Raw genomic sequence first — 21,553 nt, forward strand, 5'->3', positions numbered from 1 at the left:
TGGGGAGCTATTGTTGCTGCGGCTGCTGGTCTGACTTGTGCAGTAGCGTTTTGACAGGCGAGATCACTGGGTCCGGCCAGGTGCCGCCGATGTAGAAGGGCAGCATCGGCAACTCCGCGGCATTGGCCGGATCGCTCGCCTGCATCGTGCCCGACAGCGCCAGTCCGTTGCTACGGAAGGGAACGACGCCGTTCAGCATCACGATTTCGTTGCGCCCGACGATCTTGGCGCCGTGAATATCGACCGACCCCTTGGCGACGCTTGCATCGACATCCAGGCTGTCGAAATCGAAGGCCGTGTCGGCGATGTCGCTCATCCGGAAAAAAGCTCTGCTGGACGCAAGCTCGCGGAAGGTTGAGATGTTGAACTGCCGGAAGGAGCCGGCGGCCGAGGTGAAATGCATATTGCCGGCGACATCGCCGAGATTGGCGGCCCAGATCGGCTTCGATGTGCTGAGTGAAAGGTCCAGCGATCCCTTCGTCAGCGGCAGTGGCCCCGCGAGATTGAGCCGGGTGAATAGCCCGCCGAAATCGGCGTTATGGATGGAGATCTGCAATTTGCCGCCGCCATCGAAGTCGCCTTGCGCGACCTCCAGATGCGAGGTGAGCTCTCCGCCCTCGAAGCCGCTGTCGCCGATGTCGAATTTTGCCTTGCCGCCGGCAACCAGCAGGCTGGCGCCGATATCATCGAATTGAAATGGGCCGAGCACCGCTTTGTTCGACGAAAGCCGCATATCCACATCGAGGCGCTGCAGCGGATTGCCGTTGAGCAAAGCGTCGATGGCGGTATCGGCGGCCAGCCGCATGGAAAATGCCGCCAGGAACGGATTGAGGTTCATCTGGTCGAAGGCAAGCGTGCCGGAAATCTTCGGCTTGCCGGCCTTCGAATAGCTCAGATCCATGACGCCGGACGCAGCGGAGTCGTTGACCTTGAAGTTCAGATTATTGAAGCGCAGACCGTTTGGGATCGTGGCGACGTCGGCATTGAGAGAGACGTTCTGCAGCGTACTGGCGGCTGGCAGATGTTCCCCGCTCCAGGCCAGGAAGGAGGGCACATTCGGCACGCTCAGGTTCAGATTTCCGGTCAGTGCGGCAAAATTGGAAAGGCCGGTGGCACCGGTATAGGTCCAGTTGATCAGTGGCGAGGAGAAGCTTGTTTTTGCATCGACACGCTTGCCGGCAAAGAGCAACAGAGGCTGGGCGGAACTAAAATCGATCTTGACGTCCTGACCGTTGAGACGCGCCAGGATGACAGCGCTCATCGGGCGGGATAGCCGCGGCCAGGAGATGTCGGCGTTCACGCCGCTCATCTTGTAGAGTTTGCCGCTGCGGTCATCCGTCATCTCGACGCTGCCGTCCTCGATGGTCAGCGTGCCGATGACGGCATCCTGATCCTTGCTCATCGTCAGGCTCTGGTTGGAGGATTGCTCCACCCGTTCGATTGCCTTGGACAGCAGCCCTTCATTCGTCCAGTCGATCAGACCGGTTTCGTCGCGGCGGATATAGATCACCGGCCGCAGGAAATGGAATTCATGAAAATGCGCACGTCCGCGCAGCGCGGCAAACAGCGAGAAATCCGCCGAGAGGCTGTCGACATGGCCGAGCACCTTGCCGTTTTTCGTCGGTTCGCGGATGGTGACCTGGTTGAGCGTCACACGTGGCGTCGGCCAGAATTCCAGTGTCGGTGCACCCTCGATCTGGGCGCGATATCCCGTCCAGTCCGACAGCGCTTTCTCGATGCCGGAGCGCACCAGGCCGCTGGAGATCAGAAAGGGAGCGGTTGCCCTGAAAACGGCGAAGATAACGATAATGGCAAAAAGGGCGATGCCCGTGGTGCGTGCAACAGCGGGCAGCCAACGCGAGGCCGATCGCATCGTCAACCACCATTTGTTATTCCTCGACGCTCTCATGATCCCGCGGAGACTTTCATACTGATAGCGCTGATATGCCTGCGTTTGCCGGATATAGGAAATGATCGGCGGATGCAAACATTGTACAGGGCGAATACACACAACTCAGTGACTTTATAATGCGCTGCAGCATGGTATATAAGCCGAAAACGGAGGAGAAAATATGGGAGATAATCAGCCGCTCTGGACACCGTCGGATGAATTTCGCCGGCAAAGCCCGATGTTTGTCTTCATGGAAGACTGCAACCGACGCTTCGGCCTATCGCTTTCCGATTTCGGCAGCCTGCATGCCTGGTCGATTACCGACCGCGAAACCTTCTGGACAGCAGTGTGGGATTTCTGTGGCATCAAGGGAAAACGCGGCGAAAGGGCGCTGATCAACGGCGACCTCATGTTGGAAGCGCGCTTCTTTCCCGACGCCGAGCTGAACTTCGCCGAGAACCTGCTGTCGAAAAACGGTGAGGGGGATGCGCTGGTCTTCTGGGGGGAGGACAAGGTGCGCGATCGCTGGTCTTGGGATCGGCTTTCGGCCATGGTGTCACGCCTGCAGCAGGCCTTTCGCGCGCTCGGCATCGGCAAGGCGGACCGTGTCGCCGCGATGATGCCGAACATGCCGGAAACCATCGCCTGCATGCTGGCGGCTGCCTCGATCGGCGCCATCTGGTCCTCCTGTTCCCCGGATTTCGGCGAGCAGGGCGTCCTGGATCGCTTCGGCCAGATCGAGCCGAAGCTTTTTATCGCCTGTAGCGGCTATTGGTATGGCGGCAAATTGCAGGATGTGACGGCAAAGGTCGGCGCCATCGCGCAACGTCTCGGCGCACCTGCCGTCATCATTCCTTATGCCGGAGACGCCGATGTGGTCGCGGCAGCGACCCCGAATGCAAAGACGCTCACGGCCTTCATCGCGCCCTTCGAGGCGAAGGCGGTCGAATTCGTGCCCCTGCCGTTCTCGCATCCGCTGTTCATTCTGTTTTCTTCAGGTACGACGGGCGTGCCGAAATGCATCGTCCATTCCACCGGCGGCGCGCTGCTGCAGCTCATCAAGGAGCATCGCCTGCATTGCGGCGTGATCCCGGGCGAAAAGGTCTTCTATTTCACCACCTGCGGCTGGATGATGTGGAACTGGCTGGTGACCGGGCTTGCCGCCGGCGCCACGCTTTGCCTCTACGACGGTTCTCCCTTCGCGCCCGACGGCAATATTCTCTTCGACTATGCGCAGGAGGAGAAATTCGCCCTGTTCGGCACGTCCGCCAAATACATCGACGCGGTGCGCAAGGGCGGCCTGACGCCGAAGACGTCGCATAATCTTTCCAGCCTGCGGCTAATGACCTCCACCGGCTCGCCGCTGTCGCCCGAAGGCTTCTCCTTCGTCTATGAGGGCATCAAGGACGACATCCAGCTCGCTTCCATCTCGGGAGGCACCGACATCGTCTCCTGCTTTGTGCTCGGCAATCCCTTGCAGCCGGTCTGGCGCGGCGAGATTCAGGGGCCGGGCCTCGGCCTTGCCGTCGATGTCTGGAACGAGGACGACCAGCCCGTCCGTGGCGAAAAGGGCGAGCTTGTCTGCACCAAAGCTTTTCCCTCGATGCCGGTGATGTTCTGGAACGATCCCGACCGCGTCAAATATCATGCTGCTTATTTCGAGCGCTTCGACAATGTCTGGTGCCATGGCGATTTTGCCGAGTGGACGGAGCATGATGGCTTGATCATTCATGGCCGCTCGGACGCGACGCTCAATCCCGGCGGCGTGCGTATCGGCACGGCGGAGATCTACAATCAGGTCGAGCAGATGCCTGAAGTCCTCGAGGCTCTCTGCATCGGACAGGACTGGGATGATGATGTCCGTGTCGTGCTTTTCGTCCGCCTGGCCGTCGGCGCAGTGCTTACGGAGGACCTAGTCAAGGCGATGAAGACCCGCATTCGCACCGGCGCCTCGCCACGGCATGTGCCGGCGAAGATCATCGCTGTTACCGATATTCCGCGCACCAAGTCGGGCAAGATTGTCGAACTCGCGGTCCGTGACGTCGTACATGGCCGGCCGGTGAAGAACAAGGAAGCGCTCGCCAATCCCGAAGCGTTGGATCTTTTTGCCGGGCTGGATGAGCTGAAAAACTAAGCCTCTCTTAAAATTGAGGGGCAAACCATGACCTATGGGCGGTAACCCAGCGTTAAGAAACATTGGTCAAAGGTAAAATCCAACTTGGGGCCGTTCGTTTGAGTTAGGAGCGGCTTGGAGCCGCAAGGCTCCCGAAACATGACGTTGATCGACTCGAGCTTTCGTTAGACAGCATCAATTTCAAAGGCAGCGCACATTCGCTGCCTTTTTTTCGTTGTGCATCGCACAAATACGCGCCTGCTCTGTACATTGGCTTGCCGACGAAGTATGTGCACGCCAGAAGAAGAGGCCTGCAACGTGCGGGTCACGATGATCCGCGCCGCTGGCGTGCGAAGAATTCCGAAAGACAAGATATGACCGAATTCGAAGGCATCGTTCCTGCGATCGCCCAGGCTTTGGCAAAGCGCGGTTACGAAGTGCTGACGCCAGTACAGAAGGCCATGCTCGATCCTGGCCTTGCCGGCAAGGACGCATTGGTGTCGGCCCAGACCGGCTCCGGCAAGACGGTCGCCTTCGGCCTGGCCTTGGCTCCGGGCCTGTTGCGGGGCGCCGAGCGCTTCGGCCCCGCCGGCACGCCGTTGGCATTGGCGATCGCGCCGACCCGCGAACTGGCGCTGCAGGTGCAGCGGGAGCTGGAATGGCTGTATGAACTGACGGGTGCGACCATTGCCTCCTGCGTCGGCGGCATGGATATGCGCACCGAAAAGCGGGCTTTGGAGCGCGGTGCGCACATCGTCGTCGGTACGCCAGGGCGCCTCTGCGACCATATCCGCCGGAATTCGCTGGACATCTCAGAGCTCAAGGCCGTTGTCCTGGACGAGGCCGACGAGATGCTCGACCTCGGCTTCCGCGAAGACCTGGAATTCATCCTGGAAACTGCGCCGGCCGAGCGGCGGACATTGATGTTTTCGGCAACCGTGCCGCGCTCGATCGCCAAGCTCGCCGAAAACTACCAGCGCGATGCCGTGCGCATCGCCACCGCCTCGGAAGCCAAGCAGCATGTCGATATCGACTATCGCGCCCTGACGGTCGTGCCGAGCGATAGGGAAAACGCCATCATCAACGTTCTGCGCTACTACGAAGCCCAGAACGCCATCGTCTTCTGTTCGACACGTGCGGCTGTCAATCATCTGACCGCGCGCTTCAACAACCGAGGCTTCTCCGTCGTTGCTCTCTCGGGCGAGCTCAGCCAGAGCGAACGTACGCATGCGCTGCAGGCCATGCGCGACGGCCGCGCCCGCGTCTGCATCGCCACCGACGTTGCCGCCCGCGGCATCGATCTGCCGGGCCTGGAACTGGTGGTTCACGCCGATCTGCCGACCAATCCGGAAACGCTGCTGCATCGCAGCGGCCGCACCGGCCGCGCCGGTCGCAAGGGCGTCAGCGCCCTGATCGTGCCGCTTAGTGCCCGCCGCCGCACCGAACGCTTGCTCGAGAACGCCCGCATCCGCGCCACATGGGCAAAGCCGCCATCCGCCGAGGAGGTCAATCGCCGCGACGACGAGCGTCTTCTCGCCGATCCGATTTTCTCCGCGCCGTTGCGTGATGACGAACAGTCCTTGGTTCAGCAACTGCTGCAAAGCCATGGTGCCGAACAGGTTGCCGCTGCATTCCTGCGCCAGTACCGCACCGGCCACTCCGCGCCGGAGGATCTGCAGGATGTTCCCGCCGAGGGCGAGCGCAGGAAACCCCGCCGCGACGATTTTTCCGCCCCGCGCGATGATGCGCCTTCCGCCGGACGCAACGACTTCACCGACGGCGTCTGGGTGTCGCTCTCGGTCGGCCGCAAGCAGAATGCCGAGCCGCGCTGGCTGATCCCGATGCTCTGCCGCAACGGCAACCTCACCAAGCGCGACATCGGCGCGATCAAGATGATGCCGGAAGAAACCTTCGTGGAATTTTCGGCCGAAGGCGCCGAGCGCCTCCTGTCGGCCATCGGGCCCGACAAGACGCTGGAAAGGGGCATCCGCGTCAAGCCGCTTGCCGGCGTACCGGATTTTTCGCAGGCCAAGCGGGAAGGAACCTACGGAAAGAAGAAACCCTTCTCGGACAAGAGCGCCCGTCCGAACGACGCAGCCAAGCCGAAATGGAAGTCCGAGCGCAAGCCGGAACGGACGCAGGCGGGCGAGGGCAGTGTTTCCGAACGTCCGGACAAGAAGCCCTGGTCAAAGAAGCCGGGCAAGCCGAATTTCGCCAAGAAAGATGCCGGCCCGGCAGCAGGCAAGCCGAATTCGAGGGCCAAGCGTAAGGCTGACAAGGCGCGCGGAGAGTGATCTGCCCTATTCGACGGGTGTCGCTTTCTGAACCAGCACTTTCGCCACCAGCCCCGCGGTCTCTTCGCGCCATTGCTTGATGGAAGGGCTGTTGAGATGCAGCTCAAACGCGGCGGCGTCCTGGTAGACTTCGTGGATGTAGATCTTCGCGTCGTCGTCGTTCGACGTCATGATGTCGAAGCTTAGGGTTCCGCGCTCATCACGCAGGCAGCGAGCGCGATGCGCTTTCAGCAACGGGATTAGTTGTCCGCTATGGCCGGCGACGGCCTCGATTGTTCCAAGCACCACAAGCTTTGACATGATCGTTCCTTCGGATATCGAGTGTCTCTCAAAGTGGAAGGCGCGACAAAGCTGCGCGCCATCCGTGGCCCTTCCGCTTACCGCAGTGGACGGAAGGCCGCCCGTAGTTCAGCTGCGAAGAGCTCAGGCTGCTCCCAGGCGGCGAAATGTCCACCTTTATCCACCTCGTGGAAGTAACTCAGGTTGGGATAGGCTCGCCGCGCCCAGCTCTCCGGAGCTTGATAGCTCTCCCCCGGAAAGACTGTGATGGCCACGGGTAGCTTGATTTCATTCGTCTTTTGCTGGGCCGAAAATGCTGGGCTGCTTCCGCTCGTTTCCCAGTAGAGCCGGCTCGAAGATGTGGCGGTATTGGTGAGCCAGTAGAGCGTAATGTCGTCCAATACCTCGTCGACGGGCTTTTCAGGGTCGTTGTTGCTGTAGGACCAGTGCGAGAAGCCGGGATGTCCAAGCATCCAAGCCGCAAGGCCGGCCGGTGAGTCGGTAATCCCGTAACCGAGCGTCTGCGGCCGGGTCCCCATCATGATAGCGTAGGATCGATTGCCCATTTTCGCGGTGGCACTCAGCGCATCGAATATCGCGCGTTCCTTGTCGCTGAGACCGGCCGGTGCAGGTCCGCCGGTGGCAAGCACTGCAGCGATCTCAGGCGGCACGACGGCCGGCAGGTTGATGTGAATGCCTCGCAGACCGTCCGGTGCAAGCCGCGCCAGGGCACTTGAAACAGGCGAACCCCAGTCGCCGCCCTGGGCTACGTAGCTCGTGTAGCCGAGGCGAGCCATCAATTTCGCCCAGACCTGGGCGATGCGATCAGGCCCCCAGCCGGTCGTTGTGGGCTTGCCGGAAAAGCCGTAGCCGGGCATCGACGGAATGACGACGTCGAAAGCGTCCTCGGCACGTCCGCCGTGCGCGGTGGGATCCGTGAGCGGACCGATGGCCTTCAGCACTTCAAAGATCGAGCCTGGCCAGCCATGGGTAATGATGACGGCGAGAGCATTTGGATGCTTTGAGCGCACGTGGATGAAATGAATATCAAGACCATCGATGGTGGTGATGAACTGTGGAAAGGCATTCAGTTTGGCTTCGCCTTTTCGCCAGTCATATTCGCTGCCCCAATGTTCTACGAGCGGCTTCAACTTTGCAAGCTGGATCCCCTGCGATTGGTCGTCGACGGTTTCCTTATCCGGCCAGCGTGTCATTCGAATGCGCTGGCGAAGATCAGAAAGGTCCTTTGCCGATGCCTTGGCCCGGAAGGGCCGGATGGCATCTTCGGCCGCAGCCGGTGCGGGAGCCGCCAACGCTGGAAAGATGTTGGCTGCGCCGGCAGCGACCAGGCCGATTGCTGCCGAGGCAATGAGCTTCCGCCGTCCCTGATCGATAACCTCCTGCTGATGGCCGGAGGCGGGTTGCTTTGTTTCCGGTATCATTTGTTTGCCTCCTCTTTAACGGAGGTAGCCGGCAAGGCGTCAAGCAGCTCGGCTGTCGTCAGGATGGAATGGGCGAACGTCGGGCCGTTCAGCTCGTGGGCGGCATGCATCATCTCATGCGTGAAGGCGGCCGTCGCATCGCGAACGAGGGTCACGTGATAGCCGAGTTCCATGCCGTAGCGGGCGGTGGACTCGATGCAGGTATTGGCGAGCAGGCCGACGATGATGAGATGCGTGATCCCTCGCTGCCGCAGTTGCTGGTCAAGGTCCGTATTGGCAAAACCGCTCTGGCCCCAATGCTCCTTGGCGACGACATCACCATGCTTCGGAGCGAAATCAGGGTGCCATTCCCCGCCCCATTCGCCGCGCGCGAACGAATGGCGATCCACGATGGCGAGTTGCGTCGGGCTGGGATGCGCCCAGTCTTCATAGTCACCGGGTTCCCAGCGGCGATGCGGCGCGATGAAGACCCTGATCCCGGCGTCGCGGACGGCCCCATCGATCGCCTTGAGGTTATCGATCAATCCGACTTCCTCGGCGATCGGCTTGATGCGATTCCAGACCTTGCCGCCTTCCGAAAGGAAGTCGTTATAGGGATCGACAAAGAGCAGTGCCGTTGTCTGCTTGCTGTAATTCGGCTTTGACATGTTCGTCTCCAATTTCTTTCGGATTCATCGGGACTTAATTTCGAAGTGCCGCACGCTCGATGCTGGCTGCAAAGAGAGGCGTCTCGCCCCTGTTGTGAGCAATCGACATTGGCTGTCGCTGCGCACGGAAGACGTCGAAAGGAATGCCTTGCCTGTCGAGAGAGGCTTTGAACTCTTCCGTTGCTCTGGAGCGAACGTGGTTGGTGAATTCGCACGTCCGGTCGTCGATACGCCTGACGCTCAGTTCCCAGAGTACGTGGATCGTTGTTCGGCCCGTCGGCGTGAATATATCCGAAACCGACTCCAGAATCAGGTGATGCTTCTCAGCCAGCGTCTCCACATAATGCTGTACCATCAGGCTTCCGCCGATCGTTTCGACATTGATCGACATGCGCTTGCCGTCGGGTGCGGTGGTAAAGCCGGCGGCGATGTGGGCCGGAGAGCAGCGGCGATATTCGTCTTCCGGAAGGGTGAAGCACCAGGTCGGGATATCGACCTTCTCGATCGGTGCGTTGATGATGGCGCTGAAGCTTGAATCGACGATTTCGAGATCGCTGATTGCTTGGCCGGAGCCGGGGGGCGAAAGTCCAACGTCGAGGTCTTCATCTGAGCTGCGGGCTAAGCCCCATTCACGACCACCGACGATATGTGTCCTGGCGGTGTCTGGAAGTCTCTCGCCTGGATGGGAAGTGAGTGCATCCGTCATTGCAGTTCCTTTCTGCACGAGCCCTCATGGCCCGTTGCATTCGGTGTCATGGCTACCTATATTTGCTATGAAAATCATAGCTTCAAGTGCCTATGAAAAAGAAAGTTAGAAAATGGAAAAGAATTCTGTCGAAAAGACGCTCTGCCCCGTGGCTCGCTCGGAGGCAGTCGTGGGCGATCGCTGGACCGTGCTAATCCTGCGCGAGCTGTTCATGCACAGCCATCGGTTCGAGGAAATCCAGGCGCAGACGGGAGGCACGCCTCAAATGATCGCTACCCGCCTGAAGTCGCTGGAGGCGGAAGAAATAGTGGAACGTCGCAAATACAGCGAGCGCCCGCCTCGCTACGAATACCACCTGACGGAAAAGGGAAACGCCTTCTATCCAGTCATCCTTGCGCTACGCGCCTGGGGCGAAACCTGGATCAAGGCGCCGGACGAGGGGCGGGCGATCAACTACACCCATCTAACCTGCGGCGAACCGGCGGGTCTCGGTCCCGTGTGCGAGAGCTGCGGCGAGCCCCTGAAGCGGGGGATCTGCATGCGGATGTCAATCCTGCCTATGCCCAGGAAAGGCGGGACCGTTGGGAAATGTTTCGGGAAACAAGATAGGCCGTTGCTGACGTCGAGGGTGCAACAGCCCCCTGTCGGTCTCCACATCCCCCGACAACAGGAGATCGGCATCCAGAGCACCGCTACTCGAAGAAGATCAAGCTCGCCGGCGAGGGTGGCAATGGTTTTACCGTCGCGTTCTGAAAACCGGCGCGCCTGGCCATTTCGGCCAGATCCTTCTGCGTGTAGGCTTCGCCCTTAGGTGTGCCGGCAAGCATCTCCCAGGAGAAGGCGGCAGCGAAGGGCGGCGAGACGAGATCGTCATTGGGCACGAACTCCACCCCGACCACCTTGCCGTCCCGGCTGAGGCTGGCCCGGGCCTTTCGGAGCAGTCCGGCACAGGTTTCCATGTCGAAATGGTGGAGGAAGTTCGGAAGCAGGATAAGATCGTAGTCCGTGCCCCAGTCAACCTCGAATGCACTGCCGGCAATGACCTTGTAGCGCTCTGCGACTCCAAATTGCCGTGCATTATTTTGGGCTAATTCCAGAACAGAACTCCAGTCGACCGCGACAATCTCGGCTGCGGGAAAAGTCTTCGCCATCTCGATCCCGAAACGCCCGTGTCCTGCGGCGATGTCCAGAATCTTCTTCGGCGGCGCGGGCAAATTGGCCATCTCAGCAGCGAGGCTGATCGCGCTCCCGCTGATGAACGAACCCATCCCGCGAGCAAACTTCACCCATACGGGATTGTCCGGCGACATGTTTGCCAATCCAACGGACCCGCCGTTGCGGACATAGGACGTCGGATCGTCCAGAACCTGCTTCAGCATTTCCGGTGCGGCGAGGAACTCGATGGCCGAGCCCATATAGGCCGGCGAATGCCGATCGAGGAAAGCTCGGCTGGATGGGGTCAGAGCATATTGATGGCCCGTCTTGGTCAGAAACCCGTTTACAACGAGATAGTCGCACAGGATGCGGACACCGCGTTTCGCAGCATTCGTCGCAACCGCCAGCGATTCAGCCGTGCTGCCGTCGCCGATCAGCGTAAAAAGATCGAGCTCTATGGCGGCCTTCATCGCGGCCGTCTTCCGGCATGCAAACATCGCGTCTACTATCAGATTGGGCGAGATTTCGCTCATACCTGCTTCTGTTGCCGTCGATGACATTGGAGCCTCCCCCGTTGCATCCAACGACCGACCAGGATCGCCGGTCTCAAGGGTGAACTATCCCACGGAAGGCATTGGCGTATAAGTGCCCAATTGTTAGTACGCGCCAAACGAGTGCCTTGCGGGAAAATCAAAATCAGCGGCTTGCATCGACGGGCGAAGCCATCAACGTGAGCGCTGGCCGTTTGCCGGAGAGATGATCGCCTTAAGCGCGGATCGCGACTTCCGCTTCGATTTCTACCGGGAGATTGAAAGGCAATCCGGCTACGCCGATGGCGGAACGAGCGTGAGCGCCGCGTTCCGCGCCATAGAGTTCCATTATGAGGTCGGTGAAACCATTGATGACCAGCGGATAGCGGTTGAAACTCTCATCCGCATTGACCATACCGAACACGCGCAACCAGCTTTCGACACGATCGAGATCGCCAATGCTTGCCTTCAGGTGCAAATTCCGAGGCAATCCGCCCCCTGATTCCGAAATGATGTCGCCCCCCAATTCCGAGAATTAGTCGCCCCCTTGTTCCGAGATGATGCCGCCCCCTACGGAGGGATGTGGCAAGGGTGTTCTGCCGGTGTGAAGTTCCTTCCGTCAATGATGACAAGGAAGGAACGGGATGCCTGCGGAGAGACTGGAGATGCGGCGTGTCCGCGAGATACTGAGATATCGGTCCGAGCAAGGGCTGGGCCACAAATCGATTGCGGTTCGGGTCGGAGCAGCAGCCTCGACGGTGCGCGAGACGCTGCGACGGGCGGCGGCTGCGGGGCTTTCGTGGCCGTTGGATGATGACGTGAGTGATGCCGTCCTGGAGGCGGCGCTCTACCGTGCGGCTGGGACGAAGACGGGTCATCGTCGCGCACCGGAGCCTGACTGGGTGCAAGTCCATCGCGAGCTCAAGCGCAAGCACGTGACGCTGCAAATTCTCTGGGACGAATACATAAGCCGTTATCCCGATGGTTACCGCTACAGCCGATATTGTGACCTCTATCGCGGCTGGGCGTTGAAGCTGCCGGTGACGATGCGGCAGGATCATATGGCGGGCGACAAATTGTTCGTCGACTACGCCGGCGACACGGTCACTGTTGTCGTTGATCGGCTGTCGGGCAAAACACGGCAGGCCCATTTATTTGTCGCTGTCCTGGGGGCATCCAGTCTTTCGTTCGCGCAGGCGCGCTGGACCGAGACGCTTCCGGACTGGGTCGAATGCCATGTTCAGGCGCTGGAGTTCTTCGGCGGTGCGCCGGCGTTGCTGGTTCCCGACAATGCCAAGGTGGCGATCATCAAGGCGTGCCACTTCGATCCCCAGGTCAACCGGACGTATTGCGCGATGGCAGCGCATTATGGCAGCGCCGTCCTGCCGACGAGGCCGAGACGCCCCCGCGACAAGGCGAAAGTCGAGGCTGCGGTTCGTATCGTCGAGCGTTGGCTGCTGGGCCGCCTCCGCCATCGCACCTTCTACAGTCTGGCCGAAGTCAATGCGGCGATTGCCGACTTGCTATATGATTTGAACGACAGGCGTGTCCTTCGCCGGGTTGGCGTCACGCGCCGCCAATTGTTCGAAGAGCTCGACCGGCCCGCTTTAAGGCCATTGCCCGTTGAACGCTATGTCTTTGCGGAATGGCGTATCCGGCGTGCTGGATTGGATTACCACGTCGAGATCGAGCGGCATTATTACTCCGTTCCCTATCGCTTTGCTCGCGAGCAAGTCGAGGCGCGCATCACCGCCAATACGATCGAGATATTCCACAAAGGCGAGCGAATAGCCGCTCATCGCCGCTCCAGCGGTAACGGCAAGCACACCACAATCCCCGATCACATGCCCTCGGCCCACCGCCGCTTTGCCGACTGGACGATCGAACGCATTCAACGCGAGGCCTCTTCCATCGGGCCGGAGGTTGCATTGCTGTGTGAGAAGATCCTCGCCGACAGGCCGCACCCGGAGCAGGGCTTTCGAGCCTGCATGGGAATTATCCGCCTGAACAAAAGCTTTGGCCGCGACAGAGTGAACGCTGCTTGCAGCCGTGCGCTTGAGATCGGGGCCCGGACCTACGGTTCGGTGCGCTCCATCCTCGACAATCATCTCGATCGAGCCGCCTCCACCAATGGACCACCTTCGCATGAGCCTATCCAACACGAAAACATCCGTGGACCTCGCTATTACCACTAAGGAGAACAAAGAATGCTTGCCCATCCAACACTCGACAAACTCAATTCCATGGGCCTGGCCGGCATGGCAAAGGCCTTCGGGGAGCTCGTCACCAACGGCGAAGCCGAACATCTCTCGCATGCCGAGTGGCTAGGACTGCTGCTCGAACGGGAGTGGAGTTCCCGCTACGATCGTAAGCTTGCCGCACGCCTCAGGTTTGCCAAGCTTCGCCACCAGGCCACCCCGGAAGATGTCGACTACCGCAGCGAGCGCGGCCTTGATCGCGCGCTCTTCATGAAGCTGCTCGGCGGCGACTGGATCAACGCTCATGACAATCTGGCCATTTGCGGACCCTCGGGTGTCGGAAAAAGCTGGTTAGCCTGCGCTCTCGGCCACAAGGCTTGCCGTGACGATCGTTCCGTTCTCTATCAGCGTGTCCCACGACTGTTTGCTCAGCTCGCACTTGCTCGCGGCGACGGCAGGTATGCTCGGCTGCAACGTACCCTGGGCCATGTTCAAGTCCTGATCCTCGACGACTGGGGTCTCGAACCGCTCAACGAACAGGCCCGGCACGACCTCCTCGAAATCCTGGAAGATCGCTACGGCCGCAGATCAACCATCATTACCAGCCAACTTCCGGTGTCGGCATGGCACGACGTCATAGGAAACCCGACTTATGCTGATGCCATCCTGGATCGCCTCGTTCACAACGCCCATCGCATCGAATTGAGCGGCGATAGCCTACGCCGAAACCTGCCCCGAAAAGCTTGACACCCCGCCTAAATGGACTGACAACAATCATCGCCTGCAGACCCCACTAAACAGGGGGCGAGATCATCCCGGAATCAAGGGGCGCAATCATCTCGGAACAAAGGGGCGGCTTCATCGGAATCGGCACCTTCAGGCTCGCAAGCATCGCCAATCCGGTCAATTTCGCCGCATGATAGGCTTCCTCCAACGACAGGTCGCGGCCGACCTTACCGAGAGGCGTGGCGATCGACCCGTCAGGCGCCAAAGCTCCATGTCCCGAAATAAACGCCCGGTTGCCATGGATGCGAACCCAAGGAAAGCGGAGGACCACATCCGGCGGAAGTTTTATCGGTTGTGGAAGCTGCAAGCCTAGCGCTGTCAAACGGCTTTCAATGTGCGCCATGTTCCGATCCTTCTCTGTTTCGAGCTTCCTGCCGTCGCCCCCTCTCGTCCGCTAAGGTCACGGACGATCTGACAAGGCTGACAGCCGCAACGTTGTCTCCCTATCGTAGAACAAATGACGCTCGCTAGCTGCCTGGGAACTGAGGGATTGTGCGCGGGCGCCTATCGTGCAGCAGACGCGCCATCTGTATCCGCATTCAGCAGGTGGTCGTCACGTGCAACCAGATTGCGCCGTGTCAGCCAACCATGCCCCCAATCTCGCAACCCCATCAGGATTGGAGCAAGGGTGCGACCTTCCTCCGTGATCGAATATTCGACCTTCGGCGGGATGACGGCAAATACTTTGCGTTCAACGAGGCCATCCTCCTCCAACTCCCGAAGCTGTTTGATCAGAAGGCGCTGCGAACAATCCCCGAGCTGCCTTTTCAAGGCGTTGAACCGCAGCGTCCCCCTGAGCAGGTGATAAAGGATCATGCCTTTCCATTTGCCGCTAATGAGATTGAGGGCCGCATACATCGTGCAGCCGGGCACCTCGTCGTAGTTCTGCATTTTGTTCATTGCGAGCTCCCTGACGGTATACTTTTGGCCACTATATGCTTTCGATTACCGTATTTTCAAATTCGCGACTAGCTGCGAAATGCTTCCGATAACTCGTGCGGCCCATTCCGCGCGGGCAAGTGTTTGAAGGAGCATGAGCATGACCCGCATCGTACGTTTTCACGAATATGGCGATCCCGAAGTCCTTCGGATCGAGGACATCGACGTCCCCGCTCCGGCGGCAGACGAGGTGCAGATCGCCGTGCGCGCCATCGGCCTCAACCGTGCCGAGGTGATGTTTCGCAGAGGTGCATATCTTTACGACGCCGCGTTTCCGTCCATGCTCGGTTATGAGGCCGCCGGAACCGTCAAGGCGCTCGGCAGCAACGTGACCGGATTTGCGGAAGGGGACGCGGTGAGCGTTATCCCGACTTTGGACATGGCGCGTTGGGGGACATATGGTGAAGTCATCAATATCCCAGCCCGTCACGTCGTAAGGCATCCGGCTAACCTGTCGTTCGAGCAGGCCGCCGCCTCCTGGATGCAGTATGTTACCGCGTGGGGCGCTCTGATCGAGCAGGCGAAACTCACCGCCGACGACTTCGTGATCGTTTCTGCCGCGTCGAGCAGTGTTGGCATCGCCGCCTTTCAAGTCGCGCGGAGTGTCGGGGCAACGGTGATTGCCACCACCCGGACGAGCGCCAAGGCCGCGGCGCTGGGCAATGCTGGTGCTCATCACGTTATCGCAACAGCGGAGGAGGACCTTACTGCACGGGTAATGGACATCACCGACGGCAAGGGCGCGCGCGTCGTGTTCGACCCAATCGGCGGCCCGGCGATCGCGCAGCTCACCGAATGCATGGCCGTGGGCGGCATCCTTTTCGAATACGGGGCGCTTAGCCCGGACGAGGGACCTTTCCCGCAGTTCGCCGTTCTCGGCAAAAGCCTGACGTTGAAAGGCTACCTCTATACCGAGATCGTGACCGACGATGCCATCCTCGACCGCGCCAAGACCTTTATCAATGCGGGGCTGCAATCAGGCGCGCTCGATCCGCTGATCTCCCGCACCTTCCCGTTTCATCAGATTCAGGAAGCGACGACCTTCTTGGAAAGCAATGAGCAGATCGGGAAAATCGTCGTCACGCTGTAGGAGATTGAACCTCTGGAAAAGGCAAGACCCCGCCGAGCGATGATCGGCGGGGTCTGGTGTATGAAGCAAAGCGACCGCTTCGGGCCGGGATCAGGATCGGGCTCTGTTGTTCGATACAGCCATTTCTCATCTCTACTGAATTGACAGTTTCCCTCAATTCGCCAGCACGCGCGGCGACGGGAATGTAATCTCCACCAATGTCCCCTCATTCGGGGCCGAGTTGATCGAGAATGTCGCGCGGTTCGCGTCGACCATGGCCTTGGTCAGCGGCAGGCCGAGGCCGGTGCCGTCGCCGCGCTTGCGGGCATTGGTCGAGACCTGGCGGAAGGGTTTCATCGCCTGTTCCAGCTCGCTGCGGGTCATGCCGACGCCGGTGTCGCGGATGCGCATGACGACGCTGCCGTTGCCTTCGTAAGACGTGGAGACGACGATCTGGCCGCCTGACGGCGTGAAGCGGATGGCGTTCGACAGGATGTTCAATGCGATCTGCTTGATCGAGCGCAAGTCGGCGACGACGTTGGGGACGGCTTGCGACAACGCCGTGCGGATGATGACACGCTGGCTGTTGGCTTGCGGCTGAACCAGCGACACGGCTTCGGCGATCGCCTCGTTGAGGCCGACGGAGGAAAATTCCAGGTCCATTTCGCCGGCTTCGATCTTGGAAATATCCAGCAGATCATTGACGATATCGAGCACATGCCGGCCCGAGCGGCCGATATCGGTCGCATATTCGATATAGCGGGAATGGCCGATAGGACCGAAGCGCTCGCCGGCCATCATGTCGGAAAAGCCGATGATGGCGTTGAGCGGCGTGCGGATCTCGTGGCTGACACGGGCGAGGAAATCGGTCTTGTGGGCATTGGCGGTCTCCGCCGCACGCTTGGCATTGCGCAACTCTTCCTCGGTGCGCTTCCACTGCGTGATGTCGCGGATGACGGCGCAATAGCCGTTCGAGGAGTTCAGCCGCCCCATGGTCATGAAAAGGGGCACGAAGCCGCCCGCCGCCTCGCGGCCGATGACCTCGCGGCCGTCGTTCAGCACGCTCGCCACGCCATGGCCGGAGAGCCCTGCGAGATAGTCGAGCACAGCCTTCTGGCTCTCATGCGCAAACAGCATGACGAAAGGTTTGCCACGGGTTTCCTGGTCGTCATAGTTGAAGAGCGCGCTTGCCGAGCGGTTCATCGAGCGGATCTCGCCCTCTTGTCCGATGATGACGACACCATCCGTTGCCGTCTCCAGCGTCGAACGCAGCTCTTCGATTTCGACCTGCAGCTTGGCGAGTTTTTCGACCATGCGCTCGGGCCGCGCTTCTTCGGGCACGGGCTCGGACGGTGTGGAAGTCTCGATCTTGTCGAGCGGCATCAGCGCCAGCATCAAAGCCGTGCCGTCTTCCCAACGGATCGATTGCAGCCGCGCGGTGACCGGCACCAGCGCATCGTCGGCGCGTACCACCATCATCGTGCCCGGCCGCTCGGTCTTGCCTTCGAGATCATGACGCTGCAACAGCGCATCCAGCCCGCCGACATGCTCGAGGTCTGCAAGGCTTTCATAGCCCGTCAGCCGGAGGAATTCCGGATTGCCATGGATCAGCCGGTCCCCGGCATGGACGAGAATGGCGAGGGGCAGTTGGTCGACGATCTCGGCCGACAGGCCATCGCGCATTTTCACGCGCGGCGGGATGGCGGTGTTCAAGACGTTCAGCGGATTGAAATCCCCTTCCGGCTCCCCGGAGGTTTTCGGCTCCTCCAGGTCGGGCGTGGCGACCTCTTCCGGCTTTTCCGTCTCAGCCAAAGGCGCCGGCATGTCTGGTTCGGAATGTGCAGTTCCGTCGCTCTCCGGCGGAGCTTCGGCATGCGGCCGCTCTTCGGCGGCATTGTTATCGGCCGGCGTTTCGACGGCATCGGACAGCACCTCATCCGCCGCATTCGGCTGCGGAGAGATGTCCACCACCTCTTCGGGCTGTTCCATCCCTTCAGGCTGACCGGCGGGCGGCTCGGCGCGTTTGCCGAAGGGTTCGAGCTGCCGGGCGATCTCGCGGAACGCTGCCTGTTCGCTCAGCGACAGACCGCCTTGCATCAACGGGCGGCGCTGATGCAACTGGATGACCTTGTCGGATTCGCGACGGTTCGGCGTCTCGGCAATCTTCAGGGCAGGCGGCTCTTCATTCTCCGCTGCCTCAGGGCCTGCTTCGTGAGCGGCCTCTTTTCCTTCGGCAACAGTTTCCCCCGGCGGGACCTGCAGCGTTTCTTCAGCAATTGTTGGCGCTGCCGTCTCCGCGACAGGCTCCTCAGCAATGCTCGGCGTGGCCTGCTCTTCCTCTCCGCCCAACGTCAACCCGAGTTTCATCGGATCTTCGATTGCATCGGAGAGGCGCACGACGCCGAAGCCTCTGAATCCGTCGAAGTCGCGGCTGCGGGTGTAGGTCGGCAATGCGGCCAGATCGACTGGCACTACCAAGCTGGTCTTTTCCACCGGCCAATAGATCGTCCGGCCAGACCATGTGTCGCGCCGCGACAGAAGCTCGGCGATCTTGCCGTCCGGATCGAGATTGAAATGCTCGGCAATGTCGGCGAAGGCGACGCCGGTTACCTTCGTGGCATGCGGGCCTACGGCTTCGGCGAACTCGCGCGAGACTTCGCTGAAGCGGCCTTCGGCGTCGATCCTCCAGACGAAGCGCGTAGCGCGACCGCTGCGCTTGAAAGTGAAGCCCTCCGGTTGGTCGACTTCGGGCATGACGGCCTTGGCCTCGGCCGGTTCAGCGGTTGTGTCCGCATGTTCCACCGGCCCTTCTTCGCCGCTCGAAAGAAGATCGTCATCGGCGTCCTGAATAAGCTCATCGGCATGTGCGGCCGCTTCGATCTGTTCCGGCGTCGCGCTGTCCATCATCACCAGCGCATCAATATCTTTGCCCGCGGCATCGGACTGCGGATGTGCCTCTTCATGGTCGGCGGCGGCGCTCTCCGAAATGTCCTCGACCTCTTGGATATGCGCCACCGCGTCGATGACGTCAGGAGAGGGGGCCTCCGCAACAGGTGCCGCGTTGGGAGCGGGCATCTCCTCAGCCGCTGCAGTTTCCAGTTCCGTTCGCGCCTCTTCGGCCTCCGGCTCGATGGCTGCGGCAGCCGCGCCGGCGCCAAGGCTTTCCGTCGGATCGAGATTGCCGGCTACGGTCTCGACGACGAAGAGCAGATGTAAGGCTGGGATTTCCGACAGCTTGCCGACGGCGGCGGGCAGATAGCCATGGCCGGTTGGGATCGGCCGCTTGATCAGCCGCTCCGCTTGCGCGCCCGCCATGGTCGTCAACATCCTCGCGGTCTGCGGCGTGACGCCAAGCGCATCGAAGCGCGCGGAAGCGGCGATGACCTCGCCGTCGCGCCCGATCACGGCCATATGCGTATCGGGATCGTCAAATCCGCCGATCATCCGCCTCGCGCTTTCGGCGGGGCTCAGCGGCTTAGAGGAGACTGGTGAGGAAAACAGGATCGCCTCTTCGCCTGCCTGAACTCGGATGATTTCGACCGCGGCACTGACGACGGCGCGCTGGAAGCCGGCGGCCATGCGGATCAGAAAGGTGCGCTGGTCGCCGAGGGCAGCAAGTCCACGTGCGGTCGCCTCGATCTGCCGGAAGGAGACGTCGCCGGCTTTCGGCCCTTGGTCGAGGAAATCATAGATGACATCGTAGCCGAAGAGATTGGCGCCGGCGCCATTGGCCCAGAGCACGCGATCCATGCCAGTCGCAAACAGCACCATGGCTTCGCCGCGCGCAAACCGCTCCCGAACGCGGGGATGCACGGCAATGTCAATGAATGGGTACTGAATTGCGGGCATGTTCCAACCTGCTTTGCGGGCGTGATCGCCTCTCTTGCTTTAACGCTTTATTAATAACGGCGCCCCGGTTTCAGGTCCAGCGAAGGGCCAGGTTTTTGACTGGCAAGGTTAATGCATTGTGCGTCGCACAAACATGTTGCAATGCACAATAATTTATATTATATAACGCTCAATCAATTCACCAAGGGTACCTCCGAGGAGGGCCCGCATAGGAGCGCTATCATGGCTACTGTAAAGAAAGACGACGTTTTTTCAACGGCTGCATTCGACCCGTCCAAGCTCTCTGAATCCTTCCGCGACTTTGCGGAAAAGGGTGCTGCGCAGTCCAAGGAAGCCTTCGCCAAGATGAAGACGGCCGCCGAAGAAGCCGGCAAGACCGTTGAAGCCACTGTGCAGACCGCCCAGGCAGGCACCGTGGAAATCGGCCTAAAGGCCATCGACGTTCTGCGCACCAATGCCGAAAGCTCGCTGGCGCACATGGAAGCCCTGCTTCGCGTCAAGTCCGTCGCCGAACTCTTCGAACTGCAGACCTCCTTCATCCGCAAGCAGGCTGAAGTGACCGTCGAGCAGGCCAAGTCCATCCAGGAAACCACCAAGAAGGTCGCCGAAAAGCTGGCAAAGCCGGCCAAGGACGCGGCTGAAAAGGCCATGGCTTCCTTCAAGGCTGCCTAATTTCCAAAAGCCTCCCAAGGCCGAAACGTCCCGCTTTCAGGTGAAAACACTGAAAGCGGGACGTTTTAGATTCAGGCCAGCAGAGCACCTTTTGTACGTTCGTCTGAATGCGGGTGTGCGCCATGGGCTTGGAGTCATGCCCAGCTTTTTCATATTGCGGGGAGATAGGACTTGAAATAATTTCAAAGTCCTCGTATGTCACCCCCGTTCGCGGCGACGCGAGCATGTGCGGTTGTAGCTCAGTTGGTTAGAGCGCAGGTTTGTGGCACCTGAGGTCGGAGGTTCGAGACCCCCCAACCGTACCATTTCCACAAAAATCAGCAAGTTTCTGACTCCCGAAACTATTCGGACAATTCGCATTGATCGCCAATGCTTGAAGCTTGCCATCGCGCTATCGGCCGTAGTCTATTTCTTATCCGCAGGCTTCTTTGTGACATGTCCCGGCGAAATCGGATCGCTGGCGGGAAAGGTTTCCTCAAGCGCTTCCTCAAGATAGTCGTCTTGTTCCTTGATTTCTTTTTCGGTCAGTTTCGGTTGTTTTTTCTTTTCCTCGCTCATCGTCCAACTCCCCTTGGTGTTCACCAGATAATTAGAAGGTCGCAGGTGCTTGTCCAGCGCGAGTTACCTGGAAGACCTACGGCGCGCCTCTTGGGTCCACTGGAGACGTTCCTAGAACGCAATCGGTGACATGATCGTGGCGCGACCGCTGGGTGGCTGGCGGAATTCCTGTGGAACCGCGCATGCTCCCGACCGTTCCCCAATATCAACAGCAAAAACGGAAGGAACTGGCCATGTCCGTGCCACGCGACCCGATTCCCGAGAAGCCGCCGATGCCCGGTCCCGGCTGGACACCCGAGCCGCCGATCCAGGAGCCGGATCCCGACCGGCTGCCGGACGAAATGCCTGTCCCCAATCCCGATGAGAACGAAGAGCCGCCGAAGCATGCCTAATGCATGTCGCGCAAAAGTGTGCGGCGGTTTTGC

19 protein-coding genes and 1 tRNA gene are annotated in these 21,553 nt (G+C 60.2%); 9 read left to right on the top strand and 11 right to left on the bottom strand.

From position 1 onward, the window contains the following. Positions 1–7: 7 nt before the first annotated feature. Entirely contained in the window at positions 8–1,909 is a 1,902-nt protein-coding gene (locus CCGE525_RS04435; protein ID WP_120706246.1) for an AsmA family protein, read from the bottom strand. A 163-nt stretch (positions 1,910–2,072) separates the two neighbouring features. Between CCGE525_RS04435 and CCGE525_RS04440 the strand changes: the two genes are divergently transcribed. Together CCGE525_RS04440 and CCGE525_RS04445 are read left to right on the top strand one after the other, a co-directional pair. Continuing rightward, positions 2,073–4,025, top strand: a complete 1,953-nt coding sequence (locus tag CCGE525_RS04440; RefSeq protein WP_120703229.1) for an acetoacetate--CoA ligase — start codon at positions 2,073–2,075, stop codon at positions 4,023–4,025. Between the two features lie 353 nt (positions 4,026–4,378). Beyond that, positions 4,379–6,298 carry a DEAD/DEAH box helicase gene (locus tag CCGE525_RS04445; protein WP_120703230.1) on the top strand — a complete coding sequence of 640 codons (1,920 nt, stop codon included), beginning with the start codon at positions 4,379–4,381 and terminating at the stop codon, positions 6,296–6,298. A gap of 6 nt (positions 6,299–6,304) precedes the next feature. Here CCGE525_RS04445 and CCGE525_RS04450 read toward each other — a convergent pair whose 3' ends face one another. The 4 genes from CCGE525_RS04450 to CCGE525_RS04465 form a co-directional block, all read right to left on the bottom strand. Then, on the bottom strand, positions 6,305–6,598 hold the full coding sequence (locus CCGE525_RS04450) for a putative quinol monooxygenase (protein WP_120703231.1): 294 nt from the start codon (positions 6,596–6,598) through the stop codon (positions 6,305–6,307). A 77-nt stretch (positions 6,599–6,675) separates the two neighbouring features. Then, positions 6,676–8,019, bottom strand: a complete 1,344-nt coding sequence (locus tag CCGE525_RS04455) for an epoxide hydrolase family protein (RefSeq protein WP_120703232.1) — start codon at positions 8,017–8,019, stop codon at positions 6,676–6,678. Further along, positions 8,016–8,666 carry a cysteine hydrolase family protein gene (locus CCGE525_RS04460; RefSeq protein ID WP_120703233.1) on the bottom strand — a complete coding sequence of 217 codons (651 nt, stop codon included), beginning with the start codon at positions 8,664–8,666 and terminating at the stop codon, positions 8,016–8,018. Before CCGE525_RS04460 ends, CCGE525_RS04455 begins: the two co-directional genes overlap by 4 nt. Positions 8,667–8,700: 34 nt before the next feature. Further along, complete coding sequence (locus CCGE525_RS04465; RefSeq protein ID WP_120706247.1) at positions 8,701–9,225, bottom strand: hypothetical protein; 525 nt, start codon at positions 9,223–9,225, stop codon at positions 8,701–8,703. A 358-nt stretch (positions 9,226–9,583) separates the two neighbouring features. Here CCGE525_RS04465 and CCGE525_RS04470 point away from each other — a divergent pair, with 358 nt between their 5' ends. After that, positions 9,584–10,183 (top strand): winged helix-turn-helix transcriptional regulator, encoded by a 600-nt coding sequence (locus CCGE525_RS04470; RefSeq protein ID WP_425375892.1) that lies wholly within the window; start codon positions 9,584–9,586, stop codon positions 10,181–10,183. Here CCGE525_RS04470 and CCGE525_RS04475 read toward each other — a convergent pair. Then, positions 10,065–11,087 carry a class I SAM-dependent methyltransferase gene (locus tag CCGE525_RS04475; protein ID WP_120703234.1) on the bottom strand — a complete coding sequence of 341 codons (1,023 nt, stop codon included), beginning with the start codon at positions 11,085–11,087 and terminating at the stop codon, positions 10,065–10,067. The genes CCGE525_RS04470 and CCGE525_RS04475 overlap by 119 nt on opposite strands. Before the next feature lie 205 nt (positions 11,088–11,292). Then, positions 11,293–11,547 (bottom strand): RidA family protein, encoded by a 255-nt coding sequence (locus CCGE525_RS38755; RefSeq protein ID WP_425375884.1) that lies wholly within the window; start codon positions 11,545–11,547, stop codon positions 11,293–11,295. A 175-nt stretch (positions 11,548–11,722) separates the two neighbouring features. Here CCGE525_RS38755 and istA point away from each other — a divergent pair, with 175 nt between their 5' ends. Both istA and istB read left to right on the top strand, forming a co-directional pair. After that, positions 11,723–13,252, top strand: coding sequence for an IS21 family transposase (gene istA / locus CCGE525_RS04485; protein WP_120703235.1), 1,530 nt, complete (start codon positions 11,723–11,725; stop codon positions 13,250–13,252). A 12-nt stretch (positions 13,253–13,264) separates the two neighbouring features. Beyond that, positions 13,265–14,002: an IS21-like element helper ATPase IstB gene (gene istB / locus CCGE525_RS04490; protein WP_120702904.1), complete on the top strand. Its 738-nt coding sequence runs from the start codon at positions 13,265–13,267 to the stop codon at positions 14,000–14,002. A gap of 46 nt (positions 14,003–14,048) precedes the next feature. Here istB and CCGE525_RS04495 read toward each other — a convergent pair whose 3' ends face one another. Both CCGE525_RS04495 and CCGE525_RS04500 read right to left on the bottom strand, forming a co-directional pair. Beyond that, on the bottom strand, positions 14,049–14,384 hold the full coding sequence (locus CCGE525_RS04495; RefSeq protein WP_120703236.1) for a RidA family protein: 336 nt from the start codon (positions 14,382–14,384) through the stop codon (positions 14,049–14,051). 161 nt (positions 14,385–14,545) lie between these two features. Further along, on the bottom strand, positions 14,546–14,941 hold the full coding sequence (locus CCGE525_RS04500; protein ID WP_281024643.1) for a winged helix-turn-helix transcriptional regulator: 396 nt from the start codon (positions 14,939–14,941) through the stop codon (positions 14,546–14,548). A gap of 139 nt (positions 14,942–15,080) precedes the next feature. On the opposite strand from CCGE525_RS04500, the gene CCGE525_RS04505 reads away from it, so the two are divergent. Further along, the gene (locus tag CCGE525_RS04505; RefSeq protein ID WP_120703237.1) at positions 15,081–16,070 is read left to right on the top strand and encodes a zinc-dependent alcohol dehydrogenase family protein; all 990 of its coding nucleotides are present in this window, start codon (positions 15,081–15,083) and stop codon (positions 16,068–16,070) included. A 153-nt stretch (positions 16,071–16,223) separates the two neighbouring features. On the opposite strand, the gene CCGE525_RS04510 is transcribed toward CCGE525_RS04505, so the two are convergent. Next, a complete protein-coding gene (locus CCGE525_RS04510) occupies positions 16,224–19,898 on the bottom strand; it encodes an ATP-binding protein (protein ID WP_120703238.1) in 3,675 nt (1,224 codons plus the stop codon). A gap of 222 nt (positions 19,899–20,120) precedes the next feature. Here CCGE525_RS04510 and CCGE525_RS04515 point away from each other — a divergent pair, with 222 nt between their 5' ends. Next, entirely contained in the window at positions 20,121–20,570 is a 450-nt protein-coding gene (locus tag CCGE525_RS04515; RefSeq protein WP_120703239.1) for a phasin, read from the top strand. A gap of 228 nt (positions 20,571–20,798) precedes the next feature. Beyond that, positions 20,799–20,875 (top strand) — tRNA-His (locus tag CCGE525_RS04520). Between the two features lie 100 nt (positions 20,876–20,975). On the opposite strand, the gene CCGE525_RS38220 is transcribed toward CCGE525_RS04520, so the two are convergent. Continuing rightward, on the bottom strand, positions 20,976–21,128 hold the full coding sequence (locus CCGE525_RS38220; protein ID WP_162950125.1) for a hypothetical protein: 153 nt from the start codon (positions 21,126–21,128) through the stop codon (positions 20,976–20,978). Positions 21,129–21,361: 233 nt separating this feature from the next. Between CCGE525_RS38220 and CCGE525_RS04525 the strand changes: the two genes are divergently transcribed. Continuing rightward, a complete protein-coding gene (locus CCGE525_RS04525; protein WP_162950126.1) occupies positions 21,362–21,520 on the top strand; it encodes a hypothetical protein in 159 nt (52 codons plus the stop codon). The last annotated feature ends 33 nt before the right edge of the window (positions 21,521–21,553 follow it).

Origin of the sequence: Rhizobium jaguaris, from assembly GCF_003627755.1 — a bacterium.
In the GTDB taxonomy this organism is placed as follows: domain Bacteria; phylum Pseudomonadota; class Alphaproteobacteria; order Rhizobiales; family Rhizobiaceae; genus Rhizobium; species Rhizobium jaguaris.

Bases quoted from the DNA above. Each gene is read 5' to 3' on its own strand.
- CCGE525_RS04435 (WP_120706246.1), bottom strand. From the start codon at position 1,909: ATGAGAGCGTCGAGGAATAACAAATGGTGGTTGACGATGCGATCGGCC.
- CCGE525_RS04440 (WP_120703229.1), top strand. From the start codon at position 2,073: ATGGGAGATAATCAGCCGCTCTGGACACCGTCGGATGAATTTCGCCGG.
- CCGE525_RS04445 (WP_120703230.1), top strand. From the start codon at position 4,379: ATGACCGAATTCGAAGGCATCGTTCCTGCGATCGCCCAGGCTTTGGCA.
- CCGE525_RS04450 (WP_120703231.1), bottom strand. From the start codon at position 6,598: ATGTCAAAGCTTGTGGTGCTTGGAACAATCGAGGCCGTCGCCGGCCAT.
- CCGE525_RS04455 (WP_120703232.1), bottom strand. From the start codon at position 8,019: ATGATACCGGAAACAAAGCAACCCGCCTCCGGCCATCAGCAGGAGGTT.
- CCGE525_RS04460 (WP_120703233.1), bottom strand. From the start codon at position 8,666: ATGTCAAAGCCGAATTACAGCAAGCAGACAACGGCACTGCTCTTTGTC.
- CCGE525_RS04470 (WP_425375892.1), top strand. From the start codon at position 9,584: ATGCACAGCCATCGGTTCGAGGAAATCCAGGCGCAGACGGGAGGCACG.
- CCGE525_RS04475 (WP_120703234.1), bottom strand. From the start codon at position 11,087: ATGTCATCGACGGCAACAGAAGCAGGTATGAGCGAAATCTCGCCCAAT.
- istA (WP_120703235.1), top strand. From the start codon at position 11,723: ATGCGGCGTGTCCGCGAGATACTGAGATATCGGTCCGAGCAAGGGCTG.
- istB (WP_120702904.1), top strand. From the start codon at position 13,265: ATGCTTGCCCATCCAACACTCGACAAACTCAATTCCATGGGCCTGGCC.
- CCGE525_RS04495 (WP_120703236.1), bottom strand. From the start codon at position 14,384: ATGGCGCACATTGAAAGCCGTTTGACAGCGCTAGGCTTGCAGCTTCCA.
- CCGE525_RS04500 (WP_281024643.1), bottom strand. From the start codon at position 14,941: ATGAACAAAATGCAGAACTACGACGAGGTGCCCGGCTGCACGATGTAT.
- CCGE525_RS04505 (WP_120703237.1), top strand. From the start codon at position 15,081: ATGACCCGCATCGTACGTTTTCACGAATATGGCGATCCCGAAGTCCTT.
- CCGE525_RS04510 (WP_120703238.1), bottom strand. From the start codon at position 19,898: ATGCCCGCAATTCAGTACCCATTCATTGACATTGCCGTGCATCCCCGC.
- CCGE525_RS04515 (WP_120703239.1), top strand. From the start codon at position 20,121: ATGGCTACTGTAAAGAAAGACGACGTTTTTTCAACGGCTGCATTCGAC.
- CCGE525_RS38220 (WP_162950125.1), bottom strand. From the start codon at position 21,128: ATGAGCGAGGAAAAGAAAAAACAACCGAAACTGACCGAAAAAGAAATC.
- CCGE525_RS04525 (WP_162950126.1), top strand. From the start codon at position 21,362: ATGTCCGTGCCACGCGACCCGATTCCCGAGAAGCCGCCGATGCCCGGT.